Source organism: Actinoplanes sp. NPDC048988 (genome assembly GCF_043197815.1).
GTDB lineage: Bacteria > Actinomycetota > Actinomycetes > Mycobacteriales > Micromonosporaceae > Actinoplanes.
On sequence record NZ_JBICTW010000009.1, the window covers coordinates 177324 to 202513 of the forward strand.

The following is a 25190-nucleotide window of genomic DNA, read 5'->3' on the forward strand; positions in this document are numbered from 1 at the left end:
GGGCTGAGCGGTCACCTCGCGGCGGTGCGGGTCGAGGTTCGCTGCCGCGCTGGGGTTTGGCTGGGCGGGTCTGTCGGGCAGGCCCGGCTGGGTGGGGGCTGGGCGGCAATTCCAGGCCGGTTGCGCGGGATTGTGGGATGGGGCCAGGCCGGTTGAAGCCAGTCCTTGATGCCCGGTGCAGTGCTGACACGTTGTTTTCCGCCTCGGCCTGGGCTTGACCAGGACGAAGGTGCGAGTGGGTTAGCCGAGTGACAGCGCCACCAAAGCTACGGTTGTTGCCACTTCGGTTGCGGCTCCTAAGACGTCGCCTGTGATGCCGCCGAAGCGACGTACGGAATGGCGCAGCAGGAAGAGCGCTGCGGCTACGGCCAGGGCTACGGCTAGTGGGCCCTGCCATGGGGGACTGTGGAGGGTCGCTGACGCGGCGACCAGGATGGCGGCGGTGGCGGCGATGGCGGGTGGGACCGTCTCGGCTACCAGGGCGCCCAAGCCCTCGGGGCGGGCGGCGGGGATGCCGCGGCGGCAGGCGAGGGGGATGGCCAGGCGGCCTGCGGTCCAGGCGATGATCAGTGCTGGTGGGGAGACGGTGCTGGCGGCGGCTGTCTGGATCAGCATCGTGGCCGTGATGGCGGCTACGCCGAAGGGGCCGATGTCTGACTTTTTCATGATTTCTAGGGCTGCCTCGCCTCGGCGGTAGGAGCCCAGGGCGTCGATGGTGTCGGCCAGGCCGTCCAGGTGCATGCCGCGGGTGAGCAGGGCCGCGGCGGTGACCGTTACGGCGGCGGCGACCAGGGCGGGAGCCTGTGCCTCGCGGAGCAGCCACAGCAAGGTGGCCAGGATCAGGCCCAGCAGGGCGCCCACCAAGGGGGCCGCGGCCATGGCCACGGCGGCGGTCGCGCGGTCCACGCGGCCGCCGCGGACGGGCAGGACGGTCAGGGTGGTGATGCTCAGCCGGAGGCCGTCGAGCAGTGTCACTCGGTGGTCGAGGCGGGGCCGGGGCCGTCGGGCTCCGGCTCGGCGAAGTCCACGTCGTCGTCGTTGGGGACGATCAGGTCGGTGGCGCCGCCGTCGCCCAGCTCCGACAACATCGCCGGGTGCACGGCGACGGTCTGGGCCAATCCGATTGCCGTACGCAGCAAGGGCAGCGTCGCCAGCGCGTTGGCGCCCTCGCCGAGGCCGAGGCCCAGGTCGAGCACCGGGGTCAGGCCCAGGAAGTCGCCGCCCTCCTTGACCAGCTGGAGGCCACCCGAGTCGGCCAGCAGGCACCAGTGTTTGGCCTGGCTGCCCAGGTCGCGGGCGATCAGGCTGGCGGCGACGCCGAGCGGGCCGTCGATGAGCACCGGCAGTTTGCGGGCGGTGGCGCCGAGCAGGGCGCCCACCGCGATGGCCATGTCGGCGCCGCCCAGCTCGCGGAGCAGGTCCTTGGCGCCGCGAGGCTCGCGGCGGATGCGGTGCAGGGCGTCGCGGACGGCGGAGGCGCGGCGCATCCACGACTCGTCGTCGTACGTGCCGCCGGGCAGCAGCACCCGGGGCAGGATGGCCACGGCCTCGGCGCCGGTGGTGGCGGCGGTGACCGCGGCCGCCACGGCGTCGGTGCCGACACCGATCGAGGCGAGCACGAGCAGGTCCTTGCCGGCGTCGGCGGCCGCCTCGGCCAGCTGCCAGCCGGTCTGCAGGTGGTGCTCGACCTCGTCGGCGGTCAGGACCGGGCCGTCCGCCATGGCCGTCGACTCGCCGGTGCGCAGGACGGCGATGTCCGCGCCGGCGGCGCCGGCCAGGCGGCTCAGGACGCCCTCGCCGTTCTCGACCTGGGCCACGCGGCGCTCGACGTCGACGAGGTCGTCGCCGGCGCCGGCCCCGCCCGCGTGCCGGGCCGAGAGCAGCAGGACGCGCGGGGACGACCACGGCCGCGGGGTGACGGTGCCCTGGGTGGCGGCGGCGAACTCGACCGCGCCGGCGAGGGCGCCCAGGCCGGAGCCGGGGAAGTCGACGGTGGCGAGGCGGTCGCGGGCCTCGGGGCCGGCCTCGGTGTCGGGCAGGGGCAGGTCCATGCCGGGCTCGAAGACGGGGCGGGCGCCGACGGCCGGCAGGCTCATCGTGGGCTCGTCCAGGACCCGGGCCAGCGGGGTCGTGTCGGTGGCGGCCACGACGGGGGCGGGCTGGATCGTGGGCGGCTCGACGACCGGCGGGGTGACCGGTGACGTAGCCGGCGGCGAGCCGGCCGGCGTCGCCGCGACCGGCGACGCGGAAGGGGCCGGCGTGGCCGGCGGCGCGGACACCGGCCCGTGGACCGTCGGCTCCGCCGGCTGCGGCCGGGTGGCCGTGTAATTCCGTACCTCTTCCGTCTTCAGCCAGACGGCCTGGCCCGCGACGACCAGCGCAACCCGGTCGCAAGCTTGCGCCAGGGCCTGATTCGTCGTGCCGAGAGCGTCGGCGAAAGCCCGGCCCACCGGCGTCGTCGGCACGAGGGCCAGGCCCACCTCGGGACTGACCAGCACGACACGCGCCTCACAGTCGCGGACCGCGGCGGCCAGAGCGGCCACATCGGCCTGGTCGTCGTTGGGCTGGCGGGCCGGGTCGAGCAGCGCGGCCACCCAGCCGCCCAGATCGTCGACCAGCAGCGTGTCGTCCGGCTTGGCCTCGGTCAGCAGCTCGGTCAGCCGGGCCGGGTCGGCGCCGGTCTCCTCGGTCGACCACGCCTGCGGGCGGCGCCGCTGATGCGTCTCGATCCGCTCCAGCCACTCCGGGTCGTCCTCGCCGCCCACGGCGGTGGCGACATATCGGACTGCGGGGGCGTCGGCCACGAGCGATTCCGCGAACTCGGATTTCCCGGAGCGGATCCCGCCGAGTACCAGGACGGTGTGCCACCGATCATCGGACATGCCCCGTACCTTAAGGCCGGGGCGCACAGCGTGACGCCGTAGGGTGGAGACGCACCGACCGAGGACGTGAGGGGGCGGCGAATGCCGTGGAGTTGGCGGTACGAGAACGTCGACGGGCAACCGGTTGCCGGTCCGCCGGAGACGTTCAGCAGCCAGTCCGACGCCGAGTCGTGGATCGGCCAGGAGTGGCGGCAGCTGGCCGAGTCCGGCGTGGCGGGTGTCGTGCTGGTCGAGGACGACCGGGTGGACTACCGGATGAGCCTGTTGCCGGCGGAGTGACGTGACATACGAACCGGTCTACACGCGGACGCCGCGCAACGCCTTCATCCCGAGCCCGGTCTTCGTCGGCATCGTCGCGATCTTCGCGGTGAGCGGCTGGATGACCTGGACGGGTTTCGGCAACGTACGGGTCGACGTCTTCCTGTTCATCGTCTCGGGCTGGCTGGTCTCGCTCTGCCTGCACGAGTACGCGCACGCGCTGATCGGATACTTCTCCGGTGACCACACCGTGGCCGAACGCGGCTACCTGCGGCTCAACCCGCTGAAATACACGAGCCCGCTGCTGTCCATCGTGCTGCCGGTCGTCGTGGTGATCCTCGGCGGCATCGGCCTGCCCGGTGGCGCCGTGTGGGTCGACCACCGGTACATCCGCAGCAAGGTCAAGGACTCGCTGATCAGCTTCGCGGGCCCGTTCACCAACGTGATCCTGGCGCTGGTGGTGTCGATCCCGTTCCTGATCGGCGTGGGGCCCGAGCTGGTGCCGTCGCTGGGCGGGTACGCCCTGACCGGCTCGGCCGACCACCTGGAGTTCTGGGCGGCGCTGGCCGCGCTCGCATTCCTGCAGATCACGGCCAGCGTGCTCAACTTTCTGCCCATCCCCGGGCTCGACGGTGGCGGGATCATCGCGCCCTGGATGAGCCCGGCCTACCAGCGGGCGTGGAACCTCTTCGCCCCGTACGGCTTCATCCTCCTCTTCCTGCTGCTCTGGCAGACGAAGGTGGGGCAGTGGTTCTACGACGTGGTGTTCTGGCTGGCCGAGCGGATCGGGCTGTCGGAAGCCCTGATCCGCGTCGGCCTCGAGCTCATGCGTTTCTGGTCGGGGTCCTGACCGCTACGGACGGCGGGCGGGGCTCTGCGTCTTCGCCGGGTCCCGCTCGACCACCTCGTCCAGAGCGGCGTCGATCGCCTTCATCAGGTCGGCGTCGAGTTTGACGCCCGCCGCGGCCGCGTTGTCACGCACCTGCTCCGGGCGGGACGCGCCGATGATGGCGGCCGAGACGTTCGCGTTCTGCAGCACCCACGCCACGGCCAGCTGGGCCAGCGACAGGCCGGCCTGCTCGGCCAGCGGCTGCAACTTGGCGACCGCGCCCAGCACCTCGTCATTCAGGTAGCGCTGGATGAAGCCGGCGCCGCCCTGCTGGTCGGTGGCCCGGGAACCCTCCGGCGGCTGCTGGCCGACCTTGTACTTGCCGGTCAGCACGCCCTGCGCGATGGGCGAGAACACGACCTGGCCGATGCCCAGCTCGATCGAGGTGGGCACCACCTCGGCCTCGATGACCCGCCACAACGCCGAGTACTGCGGCTGGTTCGACACCAGCGGGATCTTCAGGTCCTGCGCGAGTTCCCAGCCGGCCCGGATCTCCGACGCGGTCCACTCGGACACGCCGATGTAGAGGGCCTTACCGGACCGTACGACGTCGGCGAACGCCTGCATGGTCTCCTCGAGCGGCGTCGAGTAGTCGTAGCGGTGCGCCTGGTAGAGGTCGACGTAGTCGGTCTGGAGCCGGCCCAGCGACGCGTCGATCGACTCCATGATGTGCTTGCGGGACAGGCTGCGGTCGTTCGGTCCCGGCCCGGTCGGCCAGAACACCTTGGTGAAAATCTCCAGCCCGGCGCGGCGCTCACCCTTCAGCGCGCGGCCGAGAACCTCCTCGGCGCGCCCACCCGCGTACGCGTCGGCGGTGTCGAACGTGGTGATGCCGACGTCGAGGGCGGCCCGTACGCACTCGCGCGCGGCGTCCTCCTCGACCTGCGAACCGTGGGTGATCCAGTTGCCGTAGGCGATCTCACTGATGAGCAGGCCGGAACGGCCCAGATGACGAAACTCCATGCCCCGACACTATTGCCTTCTCACAGAACTGGCCGGGTGGCGGGCAGACGCCGCTCGATCTCCTCGATCACATCGGCCCGATCGGCGTGCGTCAGCTCGACCATCGGCGCGCCGTCCCGCCCGAGCGCACCCCACAGCCCGAACTTGTCGGCGACGAGGAAAGCGGCCGGGTGAATGCGAACCTCGGCATGCTCGAGAGGAAGCACAACCTGGCCCGTACGGTCGATGACGCCCTGCCTGCCGTCGCTCTCCACGACGGCCAGCCCGTCGACCGTGAACCCGTCGATCACGCCGCCGGTGGCGAGCGCGGTGGCGAACCGGTCGTACTTCGGCTCGACCACGACCAGCCCGTCCGCGTCGACAGCACCCCAGCCGTTCTCGTCCTCGAAGAGGACCGGCCCCGGACGCTCGCCCGGTTCACCCCCCAAGATCTCGGCTTCGGTACGGGGATAGGGCCCCCATCCCTCAGTCGTCAACCCGGTGATCGTGTCGAGGGCGAGCTCGATCCGCTCGACCAGATCCGGGTCGGTGCCCTTACGCAGGTCGAGAGCGGTCTCGAAGTGGTTGACGGCCTCCAGGTAGCGCCCCTGCTCGAACGCCGACCGCCCGGCCAGCTCATGCAGCTCGGCCTGAAGCCGCGTCGGAAGCTCGGGCGACGAGGCCTCGGCGTAGAGCCGGTCCGCCTCGGCGTACTCACCCCGCCAGTGCCGAACGTGAGCAAGCCGCCCCAGCACGGTGGCCAGCAGCACCGGATCATCGGCCCGCCGGGCATGCTCAAGCCCCGCCTGGGCGTCCTCCAGGGCCGGGTCAAGCTCGTCGAGCAGCCGCTCGGCGACGGCCCGCAAGCTCAGCAGCCGGGCCCGGACGGTGTCACGCTCGGCATACTCCAGCTTGTCGGTGAGCCGGTCGATGACCACCCCCATGGGGTCGGCCTCCTCGATCCGCTCCCGAAGCGTCGCCGGATCGAAGACCCACGGGTACGCCGAAAGAACCTGCTCCGGATCGGCCCGCCGATCCAGCGCCCTCACGGTGTCCCCACGCTGCCGAATGGGCACCGCCGGCACCCGAGGCACCGCCACCACACTGGGCGCGGCCGCCACCGCGCTCTCCGTCGCGGCGGGCTCAGCGGCGGTTTCTTCCACCTCAGCGGGCTCGGCTGCGGTTTCTTCGACCTCAGTGGGCTCGACGGCGGTTTCTGCCGGCTCAGGCTCGGCCGCTGTCTCCGGCGCGGGCTCCTCCGTCTGTTCCGTGGGTTCCGCGGCTACCAGCTCCGGCATCGAGTCGTCGACCAGCTCAGCGTCAACGATCTCGTCAGCGGGCTCTTCGACCGCATCCTCGGCCACCGGTTCCAGCAGCTCGACATCGACCGCGTCCCCGTCCTCTTCGGGTTCCGCCACACCGAACTCGGCCGAAGGCGCCTCAGCCACCTCCAGCAGCTCCTCGACCGCCTGCTCCACCTCAGCGTCATCGGCAGGAGCCCATTCCGGTCCCAGCTCGATCTCAAGAGATTCGGCTGAGTCCTCGCCACGGGCGGCGGACTCGTCAGCGTCACCCGGCTCAGCAGCCACAGCCTCGTCGACGCGGTCAGGCACGCCCGGCGAAACCTCGTCGATTTCAGGCTCGCCTTCGCCGCTCTCCGCTACGTCCGCAGACTCGTCGGCCTCCTGCTCCACCGACGCAGCGAAGGCCGCATCGACGTCCTCGACTCGCTCGGGCTCGGTCACGGAAGGCCGGAAGTCCTCCGGTTCAGGCTTTGCGGCTCCATAGCCCTCAGCATCGGTGACCGCCTCAGCGGCCGAGGCGGTGTCTACCTCTACGGCTTCACCGTCGATGGCGGACGGCTCGTCCGTCCACGCAGGTGTGGTCTCGCTGTCGGTCGTAGGCGGTGCTGCCTGCGGTTCCTCGACGGCAAGCTCATCTGCGGGTTGATCCCCCTGCGCTTCAACGACCTCACTGTCGGCACTATCGGCGCTGAGCAATTCGGCTTTTGATTCTGCCGCGGGGAGGTCGGTGGTGAGCTGCGGGTCCTCCAGCTCTGTGGCGAGAACGTCGGTCTCGAGCTGGGGGTTCTCCGGGTCTGTGGCGGCTACGTCCGGTGCGAGCTGGGGAGTCTCGGCGTCTACGGTGCGGTGGTCGACGGTCGGCTGGTCTGCCGGCGGCATCTCGGCCGGGTGATCGACAGGCTGGTCGGCCTCGGGCTCCGCGGCCGGGGCGAGATCCTCCGCTGTGTGCTCGGGCGCTTGCGGGTAGGCCTCGGGTTCGGTGGCCGGGTGGGTGCCGAGATTCCCCGCCGCGGGCTCGGGTGCGTGCGAATAGGCCTCGGGCTCGGCCAGCAGCTCGGTGGTGGGCGGGAGCGCCTCCGGATCCGGGACCAGGTCAGCGGGGACGGACTCGTCCGCTGGGAAGTCTGCTGTGGTGGGAGGCGCGACGGCGTACTGGTCGGCCTCGGGCTCCTCGGGGTCAGCCTCGTGGGCGTCCTCGTCCGCGGCGAGCTCGTCGTCGGCGGGTGGGACGAACCAGTTCTGCTTCTCGGGGATGGCGCTGACCGGGCGGATCTCTTCGGGCTCGGGCTCCGCTACGACCGGCTGCTGCTCGAGCATTGCCAGCAGCGGCTCCGGCGGAGGGAGAGGGGTCACCGCGCCGAGACCGCTCTGGGACAGGAGCCAGCCGAGGCCGCGAGGTTCCTCGGCTGCGGGCGTGGCGATGGTGGGCGTCGCGGAGCTGGACGTCTCGCCGGCGGGACGTTCGATCGGCGTCTCGGTGACCGGTGCCTCGGCGGCGGGCGTCGCTGTGGCGGATGCGTCGACGGTGAGAGGACCGGCGACCGGGCCGGTCGGCAGGGGGCGATCGGTGGGCAGTGACGAGACCGGGCTGACCGACGGGTCGTAGTGGTCGGCGGGTGCGCTGTCGGCGTCGGCGACCAGGTACGGCGGCGCGGTGACGGGCTCCGGACGGTCGAACTCGGCGGCGTCCCGGCCGGGCGCGATCGTCAGGTCCGCGTGCGGTTGGTAGGCGGGCTCCGGCTCGTAGTACTCGTCCTGCCGGAACTCGGCGGGCACCGTCCCGTGCCGCGAGGCGTTCGCGTCGAAGTCGCCCGGGGCGGACACCGGCTGCACCGGGGAACCATGCGCTCCCAGGATCGGCTGACCGGGAACCGCCGCCCCGGAGACCGGATGCGCCGGGTCTTGAGGCCGTACGGGAGAAGCGGGAACCTGCGACTGCCCAGCGTGCGGGTGGTCGCCCCAGGCCGAACCGGCCTGCACGCCGCCCGAAGCCGGCCACACCGGTTCCCCGGGCTGCGCAATCCCGGAGAAGGGCCGGACAGCGCCGGAGGTCGGATGCGTAGGTCCGGATGTGGGCTGGGCGGGGCCGGAGGTGGGGTGCGTGGGTCCGGATGTGGGCTGGGCGGGGCCGGAGGTGGGGTGCGTGGGTCCGGATGTGGGCTGGGCGGGGCCGGAGGTGGGGTGTGTCGGTCCCGATACCGGCTGGGCAGGGCCTGAAGCGGGTCCAGCCATGGGCCGGGTGATGTCGGGCGCGGACTGCGTGGGACCGGATACGGGCCACGTGGGGCCGGAGTCGGGCCGTGCGGGTCCCGACGTGGGGCGAGCAGGTCCAGAGGCCGGGTGGACCGGTCCAGGAACGGGATGAGCCTGGTCGGTCGGGCCAAATTGGCCGGGAATGACTGGGGGCGGCGTCGTACCCGCTGTCGGCCAGGCCGGTTCTTCCGCGTAGGTAGGCGATGAGACGGGGACGTTCGGTCCCGCGTATGCCGATGGTGCCGGGGCGGTGGGCGGATAAGCCGGGGCCGACGGCGGCCAAGCCGATGCGCCGGGATCTGCCGCGGCGGAAACGGGCCTGGAGACCGGATGCGCAGGTGCGGAGATGGGCGGCACCGGTCCGGAGTAGGGCGGCACGGGTGCGGAGATGGGCGGCACCGGCCCGGAGACGGGCGGCACGGGTGCGGAGACGGGCGGCACCGGCTCTGAGGTGGGCGGCACGGGTCCGGACGTGAGCGGCACGGGTCCGGAGACGGGCTGTGCGGGTCCGGATACGGGCGGCACGGGTCCGGAGCCCTGGTGTGTGGGTCGGGGGATGGGCTGCGTGAGTTCTGGAACCGGGTGGGCGGGACTGGAGACCGGGCGGGTCGGTTCGGCGGCGGGGTAGGTGGTGCCGGGGGCGGAGTAGCTCCGGGCCGCCTGCGGTGGCTGGGGTGGCGTGGACATGGGGCGGCCAGGGCCTGCGTGCGCCGGTTGTGCCGGGATCGAGGGTGGCTGAGGGGCGGAAGCGGCGGGCTGGGCCGGGACCACGGGGGTCTGGGCCGCGACCGGATGGATCGGGGCCGACACCTGGTGGGCTGGGGCTGAGACCTGGTGGGCTGGGGCTGAGACCTGGTGGGCCGGGGCCGAGACCTGGTGGGCTGGGGCCGAGACCTGGTGGGCTGGGGCCGAGACCTGGTGGGCCGGGGCCGAGACCTGGTGGGCCGGGGCCGGTGCGGAGACCGGGCGGACCGGGGTGGGGGAAGGGACGGCTGAGCCTGGGGCCGTGGGGTACAGCGGCGCCGGGTCGGCGGGGCGCTGCGGGGTGACGCGGGTGGGCTGTGGGGCCGGACGGGACTCGACGGGGGTGCCGCGCTCTTGGGGGGCGGGGCGCAGGTCGAAAGGTGCCTCCGAGTTGCGGCCGTCGCGCTGGCCGGGGGCCGGACGCTGGCCCGGGCGAAGCGGGAAAGCGTCGGCGGGGGCCGGGAGGGCGTTGCCGTAGGCGCCGGAAGTGGCCGGGGAAACCGGGCGCATGGTGTCCTGTTGCTGCTCTTCGGGGGTGTGGCGGCGGCCGTAGTGCGCGCTGGGGGTGGCGGCCGGTGGGCGTGCGGCGCCGTACACGCCGGGTGAGGTGGCGCGGCCGGAGGCCTGCGTCGGCGCGGGGGAGTTCGGAGCCTGGTACGGCTGGGGGGTTTGCGGATCGGACGACGAGCGAGGGTCGCCGGGGGGCTGCATGCCGGGCGGGTAGGGCGGCTGCGGCACCACGGCGGCGCGGAAAGCGTCGCGCTGAGGGACGTCGCGCTGAGGGACGTCGCGCTGAGGGACGTCGCGCTGAGGGACGTCGCGCTGAGGGACGTCGCGCTGAGGGACGTCGCGCTGTTGGGCGGCGGGCTGGGAGCCGCGCTGAGGGAGATCGCGCGGGGGCAGGTCGCGCTGCGTGGAGACGCCGCGCTGTGGGAGGTCGCGCGACGGCACGTCGTACTGCTGAGGAGCCGGCTGGGCGGCGCCGCGCTGGGAAAGGTCCCGGGCGTCGCGGTGAGCTTGGTCCCGCTGGGGCAGGTCGCGCTGCTGAGCGGCGGGCTGGGAGCCGCGCTGGGGCAGGTCGTGGACGTCGCGCTGCGGCAGGTCGTGGGCGTCGCGCGGAGGTAGGTCACGGGCGTCGCGCGAGGGGAGGCCGTGCGTGTCGCGCGAGGGCAGATCGCGGGCGTCGCGCGAGGGAAAGTCGCGGGCGTCGCGCGAGGGGAAGTCGCGGGCGTCGCGCGAGGGGAAGTCGCGGGCGTCGCGCGAGGGGAAGTCGCGGGCGTCGCGCTGGGAAGGATCGGGATGGGGGCGCTGGGAAGAGTCGGGCTGGGGGCGCTGGGTGTGGCGCTGCGGAAGCTCGGTGGGGGACGAGGTTCGGGGGTCGCGGTGGGGTAGGTCCGGCTGGTGGGGGATGTTCCAGCCCTCGCCGCCGGCGGGGGACTGGGGGCGGCCGTAGACCGGGGCCGTGCCTCGGCGCTGGTCGGGGGTGGGGCGTGCGTCCGCCGGGCGGGAAGGGTCGGGAGTCTGGTCGCGCGGGGGCATGGGGTGGCTCTGGGCCGGGCGGTTCCACAGGGGCTGGGTGCGCCCGGACGGGTCCTGCGGCGGTGTGCCGTACGAGCCGGAGTACTGCGAGCCGCCACCCTGCGCGCCGGGGTAGGGCGCGCCGGGGTAAGGAGAGCCTTGGGCGCCGGAATAGGAAGGGGCGGCGCCCTCCCACGCCGGCCGGGCGCCGCCCGGCGATCCGGGCTGCGGGCTCTGGTAAGGCGTGGTCTCCCGGTGCTGAGGTTCGCGGAACTGAGTCTCGCGAGGCTGAGTCTCACGAGACTGCGGCTCACGAGACTGCGGCTCACGAGACTGCGGCTCACGAGACTGCGGCTCACGAGACTGCGGCTCGCGGAGCTGGGGATCGCGAGGTTGGGGCTCGCGAGGCTGGGGTTCACGGGACTGAGGGTCCCGGAGCTGCGGCTCACGGAGCTGGGGAGCGCGGAACTGCGGATCGTCGTTCTGCACGGGCCTGTGTGCGTACCTCGTCGGGGGCTGATCTTCCGGGCTGGACCATGAAGCGGGTGAGGCGCCGTCCGACGCCTCGTAGACCGGGGTGTGCACTGCCTTGCGGCGGCCGGGGTCGCCGGGGTAGCGCTGGCCGGGTACGGGCTCCCACTCCCAGGTGATCTCGTAGACCCACGCGGGCTCGTCGGCCCAGGCGCCCCAGCTGCTGGCGCCGCCGTTCGAGGAGGAGGGGTCCGAAGAGCCCCAGCCCTTCATTGGCGACGCTCCGTCACGGCGAAATCCACTTCTGGTCGTAATTGTGATGCAGCCGTTCGGAGACCCGGATAAGGTCACCCGGCTCCGCTGGGTGGGAGAAGGAAAAAGGCACTAGGAGGTTAACGGCGTGAGCGGGACTGACGCCAGGGTGCTGACTGTCTCTACGTTCGGTGCTCTGGTCTGGTCGGGTTTCCGGCGGTATGCGACCTATCGCCAGGCCACCGCCGCCGGAGCGTTCACCAACATAGTCTTTGGCTTTCTCCGCTGCTACGTGCTCCTGGCCGTGGCGGCGGGCGCGCCGGGCGGCCGGCCCGGCGGATATGACACCGAGCAGCTCGCCACGTTCGTCTGGGTGGGCCAAGGGTTACTCGCCGTGGTGAGCATCTGGGGATGGACCGACCTTTCCGACCGGATCCGTACGGGTGATGTCGCGGCCGACTTGTTACGGCCGCTCTCGCCCGTGACCGCCTATCTCGCCGCCGATCTGGGCCGGGGCCTGCACGCCCTGCTCACCCGGTTCGTTCCGCCGGTGATCGCGGGGGCGGTCTTCTTCGGCCTTCGGGAGCCTGAGCGCTGGCAGACCGTGCCTCTGTTCGCGGTCTCCGTCGTACTCGCGGTGGTCGGCTGTTTCGGGTGCCGCTATCTGGTCAACGCCACCGCCTATTGGCTGCACGACGCCCGTGGCCCCATCGGCTTCTGGACCTTGGCCAGCGGCGTGCTGGCCGGCCTCTACTTCCCGCTGCGCCTGCTCCCGGACTGGCTGACCGTCACCCTCTGGGTGTGCACCCCGCTGCCCGGCCTGCTCCAGACTCCCCTGGATGTGCTGATCGAGCGCGACGGCCCCGCGACCCAGGCGAGCTTGGTCGCGCTGCAGGCGGTGTGGGCCGCCGTCATGCTGGCGGCTGCCCATCTTGTCCAGAAGAAGGCGGAGAGGAAGTTGGTGATCCAGGGTGGGTAACCCGTATGCGGCCCTCCTGGGCGCCAAATTCCGCTCGATGGCCAGCTACCGGGCCAGCTTCGCCATGGAGCTGATCACCAACGCGGCCGGTACGGTCATCGACGTCGCCACCATCTTCGTCCTGTTCGGCGCGGCCACCACGATCGGCGGGTTCGACCTGGCCGGGGCGCTGATGATGACCGGCATCACGAGCGCCGGTTTCGTCCTGGCCGACATGACGGTCGGCAACATCGACGACCTGAAGAGGTACGTCCGTAGCGGCGCCCTCGACGCGGTCCTGGTCCGCCCGCTCGGGGTCCTGCCCCAGCTGGTCTGCATGGATCTGCCGGTCCGCAAGATCATGCGCCTGTTCGTGGGACTCAGTGTGCTGGTCGCCGCGGTCGCCATGAACGACATCGACTGGTCTCCGGCCCGGGTGCTGTTGCTGGCCGTCTCACCCGTCTCGGCCGGCGTCTTCTTCGGGTCGCTCTTCGTGATCGCCGGCAGCTTCGCGTTCTGGTGGGTGGAGTCGGGCGAGGTCGGCAACGGTTTCACGTACGGTGGCCGCGACTTCGCGTCGTACCCGGTCACCGTGTACGGCGGGTGGTTCCGGGCGGTTTTCGCGTACGCCCTGGGCTTCGCCTTCGTCGCCTATCAGCCGGCCCTGGTGATCCTGGGCCGATCCGATCCGCTGGGCCTGCCGGCCTGGGCGGGATACACCGCGCCGCTGGTCGCGCTGGCCGCGGCGGCGATCGCCGGGCTGGTGTGGCGTACCGGCGTCCGTCACTACCGGAGCACCGGCTCATGATTCACATGGAAGACCTGCGGAAAGATTTCACCGTACGCGTGAAGGCCGGCCGCCTGAGACGCGAGAAGCGCACCGTGAGCGCGGTCGACGGGGTGAGCCTGGCCATCGAGCGGGGCGAGATGGTCGGCTACATCGGCCCGAACGGCGCCGGCAAGTCGACGACGCTGAAGATGCTCACCGGCGTGCTCGCCCCGACCAGCGGTGACGTGCGCGTGTGCGGCCTGGAACCCGTACCCCAGAGAACGAAGTTGGCCCTGGAGATCGGTGTCGTCTTCGGGCAGCGCTCGCAACTCTGGTGGGACCTGCCCCTGGGCGAGTCGTTCCGGCTGCTCCGGCACATCTACCGGGTCGACCCGGCGGCCCACCGGGAGCGGCTGAAAAGGTGCCGCGTGCTGCTCGACCTCGACGAGTTCATGGACACCCCGGTGCGGCAGCTCTCGCTCGGCCAGCGCATGCGGGGCGAGCTCACCGCCGCCCTGCTGCACGGTCCCCAGGTGCTGTTCCTGGACGAGCCGACGATCGGCCTGGACGTGGTGAGCAAGCAGGCGGTCCGCTCGTTCCTGGGCGATCTCGGCCGCGGTGGTGACGTGACGCTGGTGCTGACCACGCACGACCTGGCCGACATCGAGCGGCTGTGCCGCCGCCTGGTGGTCATCGACCACGGTCACGTCGTGCACGACGGCACGATCGAGGAGCTTCATTCCCGGTACGGTTCCCGGCGGCGCCTGGTCGTCGACCTGGACACGCCGCTGCCGCCCGGCTTCGTGCTGCCCGGGGCGACCCTGACCGGCACCGAGGCGGACGGGCACCGGGTGACCTTCACGCTCGACTCGATCGCCGCCGGCGCCGCGGTGGCCGGGCTGGCCGGCGCGGCCGCCGTGCGTGACCTGTCGGTGGTCGAGCCGGACATCGAGGACGTCGTCGCGAAGCTCTACACCGCGTCCCGCTAAGGATCTCCGGCGCCCGGCCGATCACGTCACACCATGAGGTCGTTGATCGCCGCCGCCACCGCCGCGGCTCTCCTGCTGGGCGCTCCGGTGCCGGCGGCCGCGGCGCCGTCGCCCGAGAGGCTGCTCAACGGCTCGGCCAAGGCCGATCTTGCGGGCTGGTCGGTGGCCTCGGAGTCCGGCTCGGTCACCCTGCGGCGGGTCACCGCCCTGAAGGGCGGGCCCGCCACGACCGGGGTCGAGGTGCGGAGCGAGGGGGGTTCCGGTTCTTGGGCGTACGCGTTGAGCACGCTCAAGATCCCGGCATTCGAGGTGGGGCGGACCTATCGGATGACGGCGTACGTGCGTGACCTCGGCGGGGCCGGCCGGCGGTACGGGATGCTGCTGGCCAACGGGGCCTGGCAGAACCGGCCCACGAAGGTCTCCGAGTACGTGAGCCCGGCGACCGCCAAGTGGCAGCGGATCACCCGTACCTTCATGGCCACGGCTTCCGGCGCGGCCGACACCTCGCTGTATTTCGCGCTGCCGGCCTCGGGCGCCTTCACGGTGCAGATCACCGGTGCTTCTGTGCAGCCTGTCACGGCGTACACCCCAAGAAGCGTGCGAAGCGCACCAACCCGGACCATCGGTTTCGCCGGCGCCGAAGGCACCGAGCCCGACGCCACGGTCTGGAACCGGCAGACCGGGGCCGGCGGCTGGGGGAACGGCGAACGGCAGACCTACACCAGCAGTACGGCGAACGCCCAGGTCGACGGCTCGGGAAACTTGAAGATCACCGCGTTGCGGACGGAGGACGGCGGCTACACGAGCGCCCGGCTCACCACGCAGGGCAAGGTGACGGTCGCGCCCGGCTCGTACGTCGAAGCCGCGATCACCGCACCCACCGGCGAGGCCGTCTGGCCCGCGTTCTGGCTGCTCGGCGCGAACATGCCGAGCGTCGGCTGGCCGGCCTGCGGCGAGCTCGACATCTTCGAGGGCACCGGCAGCGAGCCGACCCTGGCCAAGTCGGCCGTGCACCTGGCCGGCCGGTCGTACGACTGGAGCGAGGGCACCACCGACCTGGGTGTGCCGCTGGACGCGGGCAGCCACCGCTTCGGCGTGTATTTCGACGCCACCACCGTGCGTTTCTATGTCGACCGGAAGCCGACGATGGTCCTGTGGGCCTCCGACGTCACCGCCGCGGGGCGTACGTGGCCGTTCGCCAAGCCGCAGTTCATGCTGCTCAACGTGGCCGTCGCGGGCGACGCGACACCGACCTTCGACGCTCGCACGATGACGGTCGGCCCCATCTCCATCTGGCGTGGTGGCGTACCCGCTTGACGGCCGGTGGGGCGCGTCGTAGATTACCAATCGGTTATGAAAACTGATTTGGACGCCACCTTCGCCGCGCTGGCCGACCCCACGAGGCGGGCCCTGCTGGCCCGCCTCGCCCACGGCTCGGCCACCGTCACCGAGCTGGCCGAGCCGTTCGCGATGACCCAGCCGGCGATCACCAAGCACCTGAAGGTCCTCGAGCGGGCCGGCCTGATCTCGCGTGGGCCGGGCAACCGGCGCGCGCCCTGCCGCCTGGAGGCGCGGCCGCTGCGCGAGGCCGTCGACTGGTTGCAGGACTACCGCTCGTACTGGGAGGAGTCCTTCCGGCGACTCGACGAGGTGCTGGCCTCCCTTCCGATCGACGAGGAACCGTGAGCGGCCTGAGCGTGGCCGCGCCCGGCGACCGCGACATCGTCCTCACCCGGGCTTTCGCGGCGGCGCCCTCCCGGGTCTTCGCCGCGTGGACCCGGCCCGCCCTGCTGACCCGCTGGTACGGCGCCCGGGGCTGGCATCTGGTCGAATGCGAGATCGACCTGCGGGTGGGCGGCGCCTACCGGTTCGTCAGCGAGGGCCCCGGCGGCGACCGGATGACCCAGCGTGGCACCTACCGCGTGGTCGACCCGCCCCACCGGCTGCTGCACACCGAGCGCTTCGACGACCAGTCGTACCCCGGCGACACCCTGATCAGCCACGAGTTCCGCGCCGAGGGCGCCGGAACCGTGCTGACCACCGTCATCCGCTACGCCACTCCGCTCGGCCGCGAGCGTGCGCTTTCCTACCCCATGGAGCGCGGGCTCGGTGAAGGATTCGAACGTCTCGACGCCCTGCTCTGAAGGAGGAACATCGTGAACTGGACCCTGGAAGTCGTCGTCGTCCCCGTCACCGACCTCGACCGTGCGAAACAGTTCTACGCCGACCGGCTCGGCTTCCACGTCGACCACGACACCAGCTTCGGCGACGACGTCCGCATCATCCAGCTCACCCCGCCCGGCTCCGGCTGCTCGGTGGTGATCGGCAAGGGCGCGGTGCCCGATATGCCGCCGGGCTCGCTGCGGGGCCTCCAACTGGTCGTGCCGGACATCCGCAAGGCGCACGCGGAACTGGTCGAACGCGGCGTCGAGTGCAGCGAGGTGCAGACCCTCGGCCAGAATCCGTACCCCGTGGCGGACCCGCTGGACAACGTCGGCTTCGTCTTCTTCAGCGACCCCGACGGCAACGGCTGGGCCGTCCAGCAGATCTCCACCCGTGGCTAGCGATGCTCCATGACGAGAACGGCCCAGGCGGGCTCCAGCGCCTCGTAGGAGTGCGGCACGTCGCCCGGGAATGACACGTAGTCGCCGGGTCCCAGCTCCACCTGCTCGCCGGCCGGTCCGGCCAGGATCCGGCCGGCCGCCACCACCAGATGCTCGACGCTGTCCGGGATGTGCGCGGCCGCCTCGCGCGGCTCACCCGGCGCCAGCTCCATGACGTAGAGATCCCGCCGCGCGTGCGCCGACCCGGCGGCGAGCAGCGTGGCCACCACGTCGGCCCGGTCGGACTGGACCCGCGGCCCCTCACCGGCCCGGATCACCCGCACCCGCGTCGGCGGCGGCTCGACCAGCCGGCTGAACGGCACCCCCAGCGCCACCCCGAGCGACCACAGCGTCTCGATGCTCGGGTTCCCGGTGCCGGCCTCCAGCTGCGACAGCGTCGACTTGGCCAGCCCCGCCCGCCGCGCCAGCTCGGCCAGCGAGATCCCCGCCCGCTCCCGCTCCCGCCGCAGAGCCGCGGCAATCGTGGCCAGCGGAGGCGCCGATTCGTGCATGTTCGCTCCATCGATCGAGTCGTTCGGTTTGACGAACGCAGCAGACATCGTTCAATATCCTGAACCATGCGTACGTTACAGCGAACGCCCTCGCGCGCCCCCGCCGACCGTGCGCTGCTCCGCGACGCCGCCGCCATCGGCCTGGCGATGATCGCCGTAGGCGCCTCCTTCGGCGCCATCACCATCGCCTACGGCCTGCCCACCTGGCTCCCGTTCGCCATGTCCACCATCGTCTTCGCCGGCGGTTCCCAGTTCCTGGCGGTCGGCTTGTTCGCCGCCGGCAACCCCATAGCCGCCGTCCTGGCCGGCCTTCTCCTGAACGCCCGCCACCTCCCGTTCGGCATGGCCCTGGGCACGGCCATGGGCCCCCGCCTCCGCGACCGCGTCATCGGCAGCCACCTGATGACCGACGAGGTGGTCGCCTTCACCCTGGCCGAGAAGACCCCACCCCGCCGCCGCCACACGTACTGGCTGATCGGCACAACGCTGTTCACTTCATGGAACACAGGCACCGCCCTAGGCGTCCTCCTGGGCGGCGCCGTCTCCGACACCGACGCGTTGGGCTTGGACGCTGCTTTCCCCGCCGCCTTGATAGCCCTGATCCTGCCGTCCTTGAAAGACCGCCAAACCCGCCTGGTAGCCCTAACCGGCGCCGTAGCAGCCATAGCCTTGACCCCACTGCTCCCAGTCGGCCTACCAATCCTCTGCGCCTTGCTGGGCTTACTCACCCTGCTCCGCCACCCCAGCGGCCCCAGCAGCCCAGCTGCTCCGCCCGCTCCGCTACCCAACGTCGCGCCGCCCTCGAGGGCCGCGTCCGCCTCGAAGACCACAGCCCGCAAGGCCGCCTCCGCGCCGGACCCTGCCTCCGCGCCCGCGCCGGACCCTGCCTCCGCGCCCGCGCCGGACCCTGCCTCCGCGCCCGCGCCAGACGCCGCCTCCGCGCCCGCGCCAGACGCCGCCTCCGCGCCCGCGCCAGACGCCGCCTCCGCGCCCGCGCCTGACGTAGCCTCCGGGTCAGATCTTGCGTCCGCGCCGGACGTCAAGTCGGACGTAGCCTTCGCGCCGGGCGTTGTCTCCGCGCCAGACGTTGAGCCGGACCTTGTCTCGCCGCCGGACCTTGCGTCCGCGCCGGACGTAGCCTCCGCGCCGGACGTCGAGCCGGACGTAGCCTCCGCGCCGGACGTCGAGCCGGACGTAGCCTCCGCGCCGGACGTCGAGCCGGACGTAGCCTTCGCGCCGGGCGTTGTCTCCGCGCCGGACGTTGCATCCGACCCTGACGGCGCCTCGGCTCGCCTCGCCGGCCACTCTCACTCCGCGAAAGAGGTCCGATGCTGATCGCCGCTGTCCTCGTTCTGGGCCTGGGCACCTACACCATGCGCCTGGGCGGCGTCCTGCTCCGCGAACGGCTGCACCTCTCCGACACCGTCCAGCGCCTGCTCCCCATGGCCGCCGCGGCCCTGCTGGCCGCCCTGGCCGCCACCTCCACGATCATGGCCGGCAGTCACTTCGCCGGCCTGGCCCGCCCCACCGGCGTAGCCGTGGGCGCCCTCCTCGCCTGGCGCCGAGCGCCCTTCGTCGTCGTCGTGGTCGCCGCCGCCGCTTCCGCGGCTCTACTACGCCTGGCCGGCCTTCCCTGATCCCGCCGGGGCGTGAAGGTGAAGTGACTCGATGAACCAGTCGAAGACCGGTGCGAGCGAAGGCACGGCCGGCCACCCGTTGATGGTGGAGATGAGTCGCCAGTACTGCTCGACGCGTGGTTCGTTCGCGATCTCCAGTCGCCTCAGCAGCTCGGCGCGGTATTCCGGGCTGTCAGTTCTTCCGAACGTGTCGGCATAGCGGCCCGCGAGCTCAGCGACGATGACACCGGCCGCCTCCGACGCGGGGGAGATCCCGGCCGTCACCGCCGCCGTCACACGGTCGCGGACGTACCCGGTCAGTTCGTGGTGAAGTCCGGTCCGATCGCCGCCGGCGCGCTCGGACGCTTGGTGCTCGGCCATCCGCCGTACGCCTGCTCGGAAATCGGTGTCCTGAACGAGCTCAGCGAGTTCGATCCACGCCTCCACCTGCTCGGCGTCCGGTTCGTCGGGCAGGTTCGGCATGGCCGAGTGCAGAAGGCCGACCAGCTCAGGATTGGCGTTGACGTCACCGAACGCGCTGTCGATGAAGTCGTGGATGATCCGGTGACGTTCAGCTTCGGACAGTCGAAGGACGCGGTGCATGAGCTCCATCTCCTCGGTGCTGGAGTCCCGCTTCGCCACCAGGCGCAGAACCGTCCGTCGCGCCCTGAGCACCTGAATCTGCATGTCGATCGCCTCGGCATGGACAGCCGCCGCCTGCGACATGCTGATCTCCGAGGCAAGCACCCGCTGGATGGTGACCAGGTCAAGCCCCAACTCACGCAACGTGCGAATCATCTCGAGCCGAGTGATCGCGTCTGGGTCGTACCGCCGGTGGTTAGCAGAACTGCGGTGGTGAGGCGGCAGAACACCGGCATCCGAATAGAACCGAATCGTGCGCACCGCCATCCCGGTCCGCCGAGCCAGTTCCCCAATCGAATACAGCACCCCGCCATCCACGCCACCCACCTTCCACCCTCCACCAGATGGAGACGCAACCCCAAAACCCACCCGGCACCCAGCGGGGAAGGGCAGATGGAAACGCAAGCCCAAAGCGCAGCCTGGAAGGGCAGATGGACGTCTAGGCAGGGACGGAGACGGAGCCGCGGGCGGAAGGGCGGATAGAGGTGCGAGCCCAGAGCCCAGCCGGAGGTGCGGGCGGGAGGGCAGCCGGAGGTGCGAGCACAGAGCCCAGCCGGAGTTGCGAGCGGAAGGGGAGACGGAGATACAGCCGGAGGTCAGCTGAAGATGCAGCCCGGAGAGCAGACCCAGACGCAAGCCCAGAAGATTGCCCACCAACCCGCGCAACCGGCCTGGAATTGCCGCCCAGCCCACCACCCAGCCGAGCCCGGGTGACCGATTCCCTCACCCGAACCGCAGCGCGGCAGCGAACAGCACCCAGTCTCAAGCCGCGAGGCGCTCCCTTACCGAGCCACCCACCCAGAACCGCGCAACCAAGCTCCTGGCGTCAACCAGGCCCCCATGCAAGACCGAGGGCCGGGTATGGCCGATCCAGGCGTAAAGCGCTCCTCAGCCAGCCAGGATCGGCCATACCCGGCCCTCGGCCGTCCCAGCGCAAGAAAGCCTCAAACAGCCTGACCGAGAGAAACCTTCGGCTTAGGAACCCGCATCCGCCGAAACGTAAGCCCCCGCATCACCCCGTAAAGCTGCAGCGACCCCATCCGCTGAGTGTGCTTGGGAAAGCGCTCGTTAACCAGCCGCTTGACCTTCCGCGAGATCAGAACGCTGTCCACGATCACCCCCAGCGCCAACAGCAGCCAGAGAATGTTGCTGGCCAGCTGCACCGCCGCCACCTGCACGGTGGACCCGATCAGCACGATCAGCGCCCCACCGAAGAACCACGTACCCACCGTCCGCCGCGCGTCGACGATGTCGCGGACCAGGCTGCGCTCCGGCCCCCGGTCGCGGGCCAGCAGGTAGCGCTCGTCGCCCGCCTTCATTCCCGCCGTGGCTTCCGCCCGCTCCTCGCGCTGCCGCTCGCGCATCTGCTTGAGCTGCTCTTTGCGGTTGGTCGGCGTCGGCTCCGCCACGCGGCGTCCCGTGCTGGTCCTTTTCGGGGTGGCCACTCCCAGTTCTTTTTTGCTGGGCGTGTAGCTCTTCGGGCGCGTCGTTTCAGGCGTCACCTCCTCCACAACCTCGGTCGTGGGGGCGTCGTCTTGCTTGCGGCGGAAAAGCGAGGGCACGCTCAGAGAGTAGCCAAGCGGCGCGGTGTGTTTCACACCGCGCCGCTGATAGTGATGAAACCGGAGCCTGTTACAGCCGTTCGACGTGCGCGCCCAGCGCCGCCAGCTTGCCTTCGAAGTCCTCGTAGCCCCGGTTGATCAGGTCCACCCCGTACACCCGGGAGGTTCCCTCGGCCGCCAGCGCCGCGATCAGGTGGGCGAAGCCCGCCCGCAGGTCGGGGATGACCAGGTCGGCCGCGTGGAGCTTGGACGGGCCGGCGATGACCGCCGAGTGCATGAAGTTGCGCCGGCCGAAGCGGCAGGGGGTGCCGCCGAGGCAGTCGCGGTAGACCTGGATGGTGGCGCCCATCTGGTTGAGCGCGTCGGTGTAGCCGAGCCGCTGCTCGTACACCGTCTCGTGCATGATCGAGATGCCGCGGGCCTGGGTCAGGGCCACCACCAGGGGCTGCTGCCAGTCGGTCATGAAGCCGGGGTGGACGTCCGTTTCGAGGGCCACCGCCTGGAGTTCGTGGCCGGGGTGCCAGAACTTGATGCCGCCTTCGACCGGGGTCACGCCGGGGCGGGCCACGCGGTCGTCGGTGATCTCGCATTCGCCGCCGATGGAGCGGAAGACGTTCAGGAACGTCATCATGTCGGCCTGGCGGGCGCCGAGGACTTCGATCTCGCCCTTGGTCGCCAGGGCGGCCGCGGCCCAGCTGGCCGCCTCGATCCGGTCGGGGATCGGCTTGTGCTTGTAGCCGTGGAGCTTGCGCACGCCCTGGATCTCGATGACCCGGTCGGTGTGCACCGTGATGATCGCGCCCATTTTCTGCAGGACGCAGATCAGGTCGATGATCTCGGGCTCGATGGCCGCGTTGCGGAGTTCGGTGACTCCTTCGGCCCGCACGGCGGTGAGCAGCACCTGCTCGGTCGCGCCCACGCTCGGGTACGGCAGTTCCAGCTTGGCCCCGTGCAGGCCGTTGGGCGCGCTCAGGTGCATGCCCTCGGGGGCCTTGTCGACGACCGCGCCGAATTCGCGCAGCGCCTGGATGTGGAAGTCGATGGGCCGGGGGCCGATGTGGCAGCCGCCGAGGTCGGGGATGAACGCGTGTCCGAGGCGGTGCAGCAGGGGGCCGCAGAGCAGGATCGGGATCCGGCTGGAGCCGGCGTGCACGTTGATCTCGTCGGTGCTGGCGCTTTCGACGTTCGTCGGGTCCATGACGATCTCGCCGTCGTCGGCGCCGTCGCTGACCTTGACCCCGTGCAGGGCGAGCAGCCCGCGGACGACTTCGACGTCGCGGATGGCGGGCACGTCGTACAGGTGGCTCGGTGACTCGCCCAGCAGGGCGGCGACCATCGCCTTGGAGACGAGGTTCTTGGCGCCACGGACCCGGATCTGACCCTGCAGCGGCGTACCGCCGTGCACGACCAGGACGTCGTCGGTCAACGTAACCTCCAGCTGGCGGGCGTTGGGGCGCCCGAAATGATCGAGGGGGCGGAAGCCGGATGGGGGTACCCGCTTCCGCAACCGGGGAAGCATAGCGCTGAGTGACAAATTAGGAAGTCATCACAACGCCCAGCGGACGTTAAATAGGACAGAGTTAAAAATCCCGGACGCGCTGCGGATCTTGTTCGCTACACAGCGTCACTACGGCAACGCGAGCATCTGGTCCAGCGCGACACGCGCGTTGTGCGCCGTCTCGTCGTCGACGGTGATCACGTTCGGCACCCGGCCGGCGACGAGTTCCTCCAGCGCCCACACGAGGTGCGGCAGGTCGATGCGGTTCATCGTCGAGCAGTAGCAGACCGTCCGGTCGAGGAACATGATCTGCTTGTCGGGGTGGGCGAGGGCGAGACGCCGTACGAGGTTGAGCTCGGTGCCGACCGCCCAGGCCGACCCGGCCGGCGCCGCGTCGAGGGCCTTGATGATGTACTCGGTCGAGCCGACGTAGTCCGCCGCCCGCACCACGTCGTGCCGGCACTCGGGGTGGACCAGCACGTTGACGCCGGGCACCCGCTCGCGGACCTCGCGCACGCTGTCGAGGGTGAAGCGCCCGTGCACCGAGCAGTGCCCCCGCCACAGGATCATGCGCGCGTTCCGCAGCTGCTCGTCGGTCAGCCCGCCGCCCGGCTTGTGCGGGTCGTAGAGGACGCAATCATCAAGATCGAAGCCCATTTCCAGTACGGCGGTGTTGCGCCCCAGGTGCTGATCCGGCAGGAAGAACACCTTGCTGCCCTGCTCGAACGACCAGTCCAGGGCGCGCTTGGCGTTCGAGGACGTGCAGACCGCGCCCTTGTTGCGCCCGACGAAGCCCTTGATGTCGGCCGACGAGTTCATGTACGTGACCGGGACGATGTCGCCGGTGATGCCCAGGTCCTCGAAGCGCTCCCACGCGGTCTCGACCTGGCCCAGCACGGCCATGTCGGCCATCGAGCAGCCGGCCGCGAGGTCCGGCAAGATCACCCGCTGCTCTTTACGAGTGAGGATGTCGGCGCTCTCGGCCATGAAGTGCACGCCGCAGAAGACGATGAACTCGGCGTCGGGCCGGGCCGCGGCCTGCTGGGCGAGCTTGAACGAGTCGCCGGTGACATCGGCGAACTGGATGACCTCGTCGCGCTGGTAGTGGTGGCCGAGCACGAAGACGCGGTCGCCGAGGGCGGCCTTGGCCGCCGTGGCGCGGGCGACCAGGTCGGGGTCGCTGGGTGCGGGCAGGTCGCCCGGGCAGTCGACGCCCCGCTCGGAGGCGGGGTCGGTGCCGCGGCCGAGCAGCAGCAGTGCGGTGGCGGTGTTCGAGGGTTCGGTCCAGGTCGACGTCACGTTGGTCATCGTCGCACAGCGCAAGACGGTCATCGCTGTTCCGTCCAGCACAGCCTCAGTCCGCTCAAGGGTGGCGGGCGGGGTGGTCGGATGGCTGCCACACTCGTCACGTGCGCGTATTGATCTGTCCTGACAAGTTCGCCGGCACACTTTCCGCTCCCGAGGTCGCCGAGGCGGTGGCCGAGGGCTGGTCCGGCGCGGATGAGCTGATCAGCCGGCCGATCGCCGACGGCGGGCCGGGCTTCATCGAGGTTCTGGCCGGCTCGCTCGGCGGCCGCCGGATCCCGGTCGACACGGTCGATCCGCTGGGCCGTCCCGTGCCCGGTGAGGTGCTTCTGGTCGGTTCCACGGCTTATGTCGAGAGCGCCCAAGCCTGCGGCCTCCACCTTCTGACCCGCGAGGAGCGGGACCCCAACACCACCAGCTCGTACGGGCTGGGACTGCTCCTGCTGGCGGCGGTCGAGGCCGGCGCGGCCGAGGTCGTGATCGGGCTCGGCGGGTCGGCCACCAACGACGCCGGGGCCGGGATGCTGGCCGCGCTCGGCGCCCCGCCGGTCGACGTGGCCGGGTACGCGCTTCCGTACGGCGGCGCCTATCTGAACGCGGCCGCCTCGCTCGGCGGGGTGCCCATGCTGCGCCAGGTGAGCCTGATCGCCGCCACCGACGTCGACAACCCGTTGACCGGCCTGCACGGGGCCAGCAAGATCTTCGGGCCGCAGAAGGGCGCCAGCGAGGAGGACGTGTATCGGCTCGACGCCGCGCTGGAGCAGTTCGCCGGCGTACTGGAACGGGCCTTTGATCTGACCGATCTCGAGGTGGCTCCCGGTGGGGGAGCGGCCGGTGGCATCGGGGCCGCGCTGATCGCCCTCGGCGGGCGGGTGGTGTCCGGAATCGGGCTGGTCTCGACCGCCATCGGCCTGGAGAAGGAGCTCGACGCGGCCGACCTGGTGATCACCGGAGAAGGATCTTTCGACCATCAGTCGCTGCGCGGGAAGGTCGTGGCGGGCATCGCCGGGGGAGCCAGGGACCGTGGTCTGCCCTGCGTCGTGCTCTGCGGCCGGAACGAAACGGGCTTCCGGGAAGCCGCCGCAGCAGGCGTGACCGAGACGTATTCCCTGACCGAACATTTCGGCAGCGAGGAAACCGCCATGCGCGAGCCCGCCCGTGGCCTGCGAGAACTCTCCGCCCGCCTCGCTTCCCAGTGGAGCCGGTGAACTAAGCCACCCCAA

At 71.1% G+C, this 25190-nt stretch carries 22 protein-coding genes; 13 read left to right on the top strand and 9 right to left on the bottom strand.

The genetic code is table 11. The annotated features are described in order from the left end of the window. Positions 1 to 240: 240 nt before the first annotated feature. Both cobS and cobU read right to left on the bottom strand, forming a co-directional pair. Complete coding sequence (cobS, locus tag ACGFJ7_RS27105; RefSeq protein WP_360252618.1) at positions 241 to 975, bottom strand: adenosylcobinamide-GDP ribazoletransferase; 735 nt, start codon at positions 973 to 975, stop codon at positions 241 to 243. Continuing rightward, positions 972 to 2882 carry a bifunctional adenosylcobinamide kinase/adenosylcobinamide-phosphate guanylyltransferase gene (cobU, locus tag ACGFJ7_RS27110; RefSeq protein WP_360252621.1) on the bottom strand — a complete coding sequence of 637 codons (1911 nt, stop codon included), beginning with the start codon at positions 2880 to 2882 and terminating at the stop codon, positions 972 to 974. The genes cobS and cobU overlap by 4 nt, the downstream gene beginning before the upstream one ends. Positions 2883 to 2963: 81 nt before the next feature. On the opposite strand from cobU, the gene ACGFJ7_RS27115 reads away from it, so the two are divergent. Together ACGFJ7_RS27115 and ACGFJ7_RS27120 are read left to right on the top strand one after the other, a co-directional pair. After that, on the top strand, positions 2964 to 3161 hold the full coding sequence (locus tag ACGFJ7_RS27115) for a hypothetical protein (protein ID WP_097320010.1): 198 nt from the start codon (positions 2964 to 2966) through the stop codon (positions 3159 to 3161). Between the two features lies 1 nt (position 3162). After that, complete coding sequence (locus tag ACGFJ7_RS27120; protein WP_360252626.1) at positions 3163 to 3990, top strand: site-2 protease family protein; 828 nt, start codon at positions 3163 to 3165, stop codon at positions 3988 to 3990. A 3-nt stretch (positions 3991 to 3993) separates the two neighbouring features. On the opposite strand, the gene ACGFJ7_RS27125 is transcribed toward ACGFJ7_RS27120, so the two are convergent. Beyond that, complete coding sequence (locus ACGFJ7_RS27125) at positions 3994 to 4992, bottom strand: aldo/keto reductase family protein (protein WP_360252629.1); 999 nt, start codon at positions 4990 to 4992, stop codon at positions 3994 to 3996. A 20-nt stretch (positions 4993 to 5012) separates the two neighbouring features. Further along, the gene (locus tag ACGFJ7_RS27130) at positions 5013 to 7592 is read right to left on the bottom strand and encodes a hypothetical protein (RefSeq protein WP_392644441.1); all 2580 of its coding nucleotides are present in this window, start codon (positions 7590 to 7592) and stop codon (positions 5013 to 5015) included. A gap of 2349 nt (positions 7593 to 9941) precedes the next feature. Here ACGFJ7_RS27130 and ACGFJ7_RS27135 point away from each other — a divergent pair. The 8 genes from ACGFJ7_RS27135 to ACGFJ7_RS27170 all read left to right on the top strand — a co-directional run bounded on the left by ACGFJ7_RS27135 (position 9942) and on the right by ACGFJ7_RS27170 (position 16793). After that, a complete protein-coding gene (locus tag ACGFJ7_RS27135) occupies positions 9942 to 10397 on the top strand; it encodes a hypothetical protein (protein WP_392644443.1) in 456 nt (151 codons plus the stop codon). Between the two features lie 1264 nt (positions 10398 to 11661). Continuing rightward, complete coding sequence (locus tag ACGFJ7_RS27140; RefSeq protein WP_360252638.1) at positions 11662 to 12492, top strand: ABC-2 family transporter protein; 831 nt, start codon at positions 11662 to 11664, stop codon at positions 12490 to 12492. Continuing rightward, on the top strand, positions 12485 to 13279 hold the full coding sequence (locus tag ACGFJ7_RS27145) for an ABC-2 family transporter protein (protein WP_360252641.1): 795 nt from the start codon (positions 12485 to 12487) through the stop codon (positions 13277 to 13279). The genes ACGFJ7_RS27140 and ACGFJ7_RS27145 overlap by 8 nt, the downstream gene beginning before the upstream one ends. After that, the gene (locus ACGFJ7_RS27150; RefSeq protein ID WP_360252644.1) at positions 13276 to 14229 is read left to right on the top strand and encodes an ATP-binding cassette domain-containing protein; all 954 of its coding nucleotides are present in this window, start codon (positions 13276 to 13278) and stop codon (positions 14227 to 14229) included. Before ACGFJ7_RS27145 ends, ACGFJ7_RS27150 begins: the two co-directional genes overlap by 4 nt. A gap of 33 nt (positions 14230 to 14262) precedes the next feature. Further along, entirely contained in the window at positions 14263 to 15546 is a 1284-nt protein-coding gene (locus ACGFJ7_RS27155; RefSeq protein ID WP_392644445.1) for a glycoside hydrolase family 16 protein, read from the top strand. Positions 15547 to 15582: 36 nt separating this feature from the next. Continuing rightward, positions 15583 to 15915, top strand: a complete 333-nt coding sequence (locus tag ACGFJ7_RS27160; protein WP_360252650.1) for a metalloregulator ArsR/SmtB family transcription factor — start codon at positions 15583 to 15585, stop codon at positions 15913 to 15915. Further along, a complete protein-coding gene (locus ACGFJ7_RS27165; protein ID WP_392644447.1) occupies positions 15912 to 16373 on the top strand; it encodes an SRPBCC domain-containing protein in 462 nt (153 codons plus the stop codon). The genes ACGFJ7_RS27160 and ACGFJ7_RS27165 overlap by 4 nt, the downstream gene beginning before the upstream one ends. Positions 16374 to 16385: 12 nt before the next feature. Further along, on the top strand, positions 16386 to 16793 hold the full coding sequence (locus ACGFJ7_RS27170) for a VOC family protein (RefSeq protein ID WP_392644449.1): 408 nt from the start codon (positions 16386 to 16388) through the stop codon (positions 16791 to 16793). On the opposite strand, the gene ACGFJ7_RS27175 is transcribed toward ACGFJ7_RS27170, so the two are convergent. Beyond that, complete coding sequence (locus ACGFJ7_RS27175; protein WP_360252659.1) at positions 16790 to 17344, bottom strand: XRE family transcriptional regulator; 555 nt, start codon at positions 17342 to 17344, stop codon at positions 16790 to 16792. The two genes, ACGFJ7_RS27170 and ACGFJ7_RS27175, sit on opposite strands and share 4 nt — an antisense overlap. Before the next feature lie 66 nt (positions 17345 to 17410). Here ACGFJ7_RS27175 and ACGFJ7_RS27180 point away from each other — a divergent pair, with 66 nt between their 5' ends. Together ACGFJ7_RS27180 and ACGFJ7_RS27185 are read left to right on the top strand one after the other, a co-directional pair. Beyond that, positions 17411 to 18679: an AzlC family ABC transporter permease gene (locus tag ACGFJ7_RS27180; protein ID WP_392644451.1), complete on the top strand. Its 1269-nt coding sequence runs from the start codon at positions 17411 to 17413 to the stop codon at positions 18677 to 18679. Next, positions 18673 to 18981, top strand: a complete 309-nt coding sequence (locus ACGFJ7_RS27185; RefSeq protein WP_360252665.1) for an AzlD domain-containing protein — start codon at positions 18673 to 18675, stop codon at positions 18979 to 18981. Before ACGFJ7_RS27180 ends, ACGFJ7_RS27185 begins: the two co-directional genes overlap by 7 nt. On the opposite strand, the gene ACGFJ7_RS27190 is transcribed toward ACGFJ7_RS27185, so the two are convergent. The 4 genes from ACGFJ7_RS27190 to nadA form a co-directional block, all read right to left on the bottom strand. Beyond that, entirely contained in the window at positions 18958 to 19920 is a 963-nt protein-coding gene (locus tag ACGFJ7_RS27190) for a MerR family transcriptional regulator (protein ID WP_392644453.1), read from the bottom strand. The two genes, ACGFJ7_RS27185 and ACGFJ7_RS27190, sit on opposite strands and share 24 nt — an antisense overlap. Positions 19921 to 20546: 626 nt before the next feature. Beyond that, the gene (locus ACGFJ7_RS27195; protein ID WP_360252671.1) at positions 20547 to 21164 is read right to left on the bottom strand and encodes a DUF3043 domain-containing protein; all 618 of its coding nucleotides are present in this window, start codon (positions 21162 to 21164) and stop codon (positions 20547 to 20549) included. Positions 21165 to 21234: 70 nt separating this feature from the next. After that, entirely contained in the window at positions 21235 to 22590 is a 1356-nt protein-coding gene (gene murA, locus ACGFJ7_RS27200; protein ID WP_392644455.1) for a UDP-N-acetylglucosamine 1-carboxyvinyltransferase, read from the bottom strand. A gap of 201 nt (positions 22591 to 22791) precedes the next feature. Further along, on the bottom strand, positions 22792 to 23970 hold the full coding sequence (nadA, locus tag ACGFJ7_RS27205; protein ID WP_392644561.1) for a quinolinate synthase NadA: 1179 nt from the start codon (positions 23968 to 23970) through the stop codon (positions 22792 to 22794). A 101-nt stretch (positions 23971 to 24071) separates the two neighbouring features. On the opposite strand from nadA, the gene ACGFJ7_RS27210 reads away from it, so the two are divergent. Further along, positions 24072 to 25175: a glycerate kinase gene (locus tag ACGFJ7_RS27210; RefSeq protein ID WP_392644457.1), complete on the top strand. Its 1104-nt coding sequence runs from the start codon at positions 24072 to 24074 to the stop codon at positions 25173 to 25175. Positions 25176 to 25190: the final 15 nt, after the last annotated feature.